This is a genomic window from uncultured Veillonella sp., from assembly GCF_934190855.1.
Taxonomy (GTDB): Bacteria; Bacillota; Negativicutes; order Veillonellales; family Veillonellaceae; genus Veillonella.
Window position 1 is genome coordinate 1 of record NZ_CAKPTN010000148.1, and the last position, 4,045, is coordinate 4,045.

The following is a 4,045-nucleotide window of genomic DNA, read 5'->3' on the forward strand; positions in this document are numbered from 1 at the left end:
ATCGAGCTCCTGGTACAACTACGACATATTCGCCTTCAACACCATGGGTTTCTAACTTATGCTTAACGGACTTCTCTGCTTCAACATAAGCGGGCATAGGGAACTCTACGCCTTCTACATCGCCCCCAAGGGCCCGTACCGTATCAAGGTAGCGTTCGATGACATGATCGTATTTATGTTCACCAACGAGTGCTTTATTAACTAAATTACTGCCTTCACGAAGTTCCCAATATCCATATTTTTCTGGAGATCCAGATAATAAGGATACAATGGCACTTTTAGCAATACATTGAAGGTCTAAGGTCATATCAAAATGGCGACTATGCAAGTCCTTACGCAATTGATATAAGTAAGCAGGCTTTTTAAGTCGTTTCTTGTCGATAATAATCACATCATCAACCCAAGGTGTACCAGGTAAGAGGCTAGCAAATTGCTCATGAATAGCCCAGGTAATACGAGCATTAGGCCAATTTTTACGCACAGCATACAAGGTAGGCAATGCATGAATTACATCGCCTAATGAGCTCATCTTTATGATGAGTATATTCTTGTAGTCTTTCATATAGCCTCCCAAATACAACACAACAACTTAAGCAACCTTATAGTTTCTTTAAATAAGCCTTATATATTAAGCAATAACAATATAAATAGTAGATTAGTAGATTAGTAGATTAGTAGATTAAATACTAGATTAAATGATAGTTTTAATAAAATCTAAAAGATTAGTACCTGTAAATAGATAACCCTTTACCCCTGCTGCCTCAGCTGCATCAACATCACGTTGACTATCTCCAATAAGGAAGCTCTCTGCCGGATCCACATGATAATCTTTAATAGCTTGCTTGATCATACCAGGCTTAGGTTTTCTACATTCACAGTCTACAGCGTAAAGAGGCACAGCACCTTCTTTATGATGAGGACAGTAATAGAAGTGTAAAATAGGTGCCCCACTGCGGTCTAGTTCATGAGCCATATGGTCATGAAGAATCTGTACATCAGACTCTTTATAATAACCACGAGCTACACCGCTTTGATTAGTCACCACGATGAGGTCATACCCTTTGCTATAGGCATAAGCTAAAGCCTCTTTTGCACCATCTACCCACTCTAAATCACTGATTTTATATAAATAACTAACGTCTTTATTAATAACGCCATCGCGATCTAAAAATAATACTTTGCGCATTAGCGTAAATACCCTTCGTTATTATCTAATAGTTCACAGTATTCTTTAACAGCATCTTCCATTTTATGGAATCCTTTATCATAACCAGCAGCTAATAATTTAGTAGTATCAGCCTCTGTAAAGCTTTGATATTTACCTTTTAATACCTCTGGGAATGGCACGTATTCAATCTTGCCGTGGCCGTTATAGTCGATAACAGCTTGCATGAATTGGTTAAAGCTATGAGCATGACCTGTACCACAGTTGAAAGTACCAGAAATTTCTGGATGCTCCCAGAAGTAGAAGTTTACATTAACTACGTCTTTTACATAAATAAAGTCACGTGTTTGGCCGCCATCTTCGTAGCCATCTGTACCTTCAAAGAGATTGATAACACCAGTTTCTTTATTTTTGTAGAACATTTGACGAACTAAAGATGCCATTTTATCTTTATGAGCTTCGTTAGGACCGTATACGTTAAAGTAACGTAAGCCTACTACTTGAGCAGTATATTCACCTTCATATTTACGCACATAACGGTCGAACAACAACTTAGAGTACGCATATGGGTTAAGAGCTTCTTCAGCTTCTGGTTTTTCTACGAAACCATTTGTACCATTACCATAGGTAGATGCAGAGGACGCATAGATAAATGGAATGCGACGGTCTTGGCAATAATGGAATAGATTTTTAGAACCTTCATAGTTGTTCTTCATCATGTATTTGCCATTATATTCCATTGTGTCTGCACAAGCACCTTCGTGGAATACGACTTCAATAGGGCCAACGTCGAATGTACCGTCAGCGATAGCGCAATCAAAATCATCACAATCGATGTAATCTAAGAATTCTAGATTTTGAATATTGCGAATTTTGCGACCATCTGTAAGATCATCAACGATGAGAATATCTGTACGACCTCGGTCATTTAGTGCTTTCACAATATTACTGCCGATAAAACCAGCACCACCTGTTACGATAATCATAATTTGCCCTCCTTAGCCATAGTGGCTATTTTCCCTACAATATCTGATGTAGAATAACCTTCTTTAAATGAAAGTACCTCTACATTGTCAACGGACTCTCGTCCAATAATATCTTCAATCTTATAATCTCCGCCCTTAACAAGCGTATTAGGACGCAAGTACGCTAATAACTCAGCAGGAGTATCTTCTTCAAATAATACAACCCCATCGATACACTGCAACGCACTCAATAAAGCTGCTCGATCCTCTTCACTAACGATAGGACGAGTTTCCCCTTTAAGGCGTTTAACAGAGGCATCTGAATTCAAACCAATGATGAGATGGTCTCCAAGCTGCGCAGCCTCTTGCAAGTACGTAATATGTCCACGGTGAAGAATATCAAAACAACCATTGGTGAATACTACCGTTTCACCCTTGCTTTGCCACTGTGTAACGAGCTCTTTCATTTCGTCCTTCGTATATAGAGGCTTGGACTGAATGCTATGTTTGAAAGAATGCCATAAGTCTAATAATTCAGAGCGGTGAATTGGATATGTGCCGACCTTAGACACTACAATGCCTGCAGCGCCATTGGCGATATGCAAGGCTAAGCGCATAGACAAACCACTAGCAAGACAAGTCATCATCATAGATACAACGGTATCCCCTGCGCCGCTCACATCAAAGACCTCTTGTTGAGTAGCCGGATTATGCCATGTACGACCATCTTTTGCGATAACTGTAATCCCTTTAGCAGACCGTGTAGCTACAATATATTCCAACTCGACATTAGCGAGAACAGACTTAGCAGCCTCAACAATAGTAGCATCATCATTTTCTAATTTACGGCCTACACATTCACCAAGCTCTTTTACATTTGGTGTAATGCAAGTAGCACCATTATATTTAGACCAATCCGAACCTTTTGGATCAACGATAGTTTGCACATTATATTCCTTAGCTAAGCTAAAGATTTTCTTCAATAAGGTAGGCGTACAAACACCTTTACCATAATCAGATACGACAATACCATCGATACCAGACTTACATAGATTTTCAAGCCAAGAAGATAGTTGTTCCTCTTCGTCGGCTGTTAAATCTGTAATCGTTTCAAAATCAAGGCGCATCATTTGTTGACGATCACCTAAAATGCGCATCTTTGTAATAGTCGAACGGTCATCACTTGTAATTAAACCAGTTGTATCGATTTTGTCTACATCAAGTAAATGTTGCAATAAGCGACCATGGTCATCATTGCCAGCAAGTGCACCGAGATATACTTTACAGTCTAAATTAGACAAGTTAGATGCAACGTTTCCAGCCCCACCGAGGACCTCTTTCATTTTTGACACGCGGTTAACAGGAACCGGTGCTTCTGGAGAAATACGACTTACATCACCAAAAACATAACGATCTACCATCACATCGCCAACAACGGCAATCTTCAAGTTTGGGAGTTGCTTTGTTAAAAACTGATTAATGGTAGTATTTATCATAATCCACCTATTCCTTACCAAAATCACATGTGTGCTTGATTAAAATGTTATTTTAATTACCACAACATGTATGTATCACGTATAACCTAAAGGTTAATAATCCTCTTCAATAAGTTCGCACATAATGTGCCCAGCTAAGATATGCATTTCTTGAATGCGAGCCGTTACATTGCTTGGAATTGCTAATGTAATGTCACATAATTCGGATAATTTACCGCCGCCTTCACCGGTGAAAGCAATGGTATGCATACCAATAGAACGAGCCATTTCAGCTGCTTTCACTACATTCTTGGAATTACCAGAAGTGGAAATACCGATGAGTACATCTCCTGTACGGCCTAACCCTTCTACTTGGCGCGCAAAGACAGCATCAAAATCATAGTCATTTGCAATCGCTGTCAATGCTGAAGTATCTGTAG

General features: G+C 39.3%; 5 protein-coding genes. All 5 read right to left on the minus strand.

The window, feature by feature from the left end; all coding sequences use genetic code 11:
* On the minus strand, positions 1-562 hold a 562-nt coding region (locus Q0F90_RS07805), incomplete at its 3' end, for a glycosyltransferase family 9 protein (protein WP_296004507.1).
* A 129-nt stretch (positions 563-691) separates the two neighbouring features.
* On the minus strand, positions 692-1,186 hold the full coding sequence (locus Q0F90_RS07810; protein ID WP_296004509.1) for an HAD family hydrolase: 495 nt from the start codon (positions 1,184-1,186) through the stop codon (positions 692-694).
* On the minus strand, positions 1,186-2,151 hold the full coding sequence (gene rfaD, locus Q0F90_RS07815) for an ADP-glyceromanno-heptose 6-epimerase (RefSeq protein WP_296004511.1): 966 nt from the start codon (positions 2,149-2,151) through the stop codon (positions 1,186-1,188). The genes Q0F90_RS07810 and rfaD overlap by 1 nt, the downstream gene beginning before the upstream one ends.
* Positions 2,148-3,626 carry a D-glycero-beta-D-manno-heptose-7-phosphate kinase gene (gene rfaE1 / locus Q0F90_RS07820; protein WP_296004513.1) on the minus strand — a complete coding sequence of 493 codons (1,479 nt, stop codon included), beginning with the start codon at positions 3,624-3,626 and terminating at the stop codon, positions 2,148-2,150. Before rfaE1 ends, rfaD begins: the two co-directional genes overlap by 4 nt.
* A 93-nt stretch (positions 3,627-3,719) precedes the next feature.
* Positions 3,720-4,045: SIS domain-containing protein (locus Q0F90_RS07825; RefSeq protein WP_296004515.1), on the minus strand; the 326-nt coding region annotated here is incomplete at its 5' end.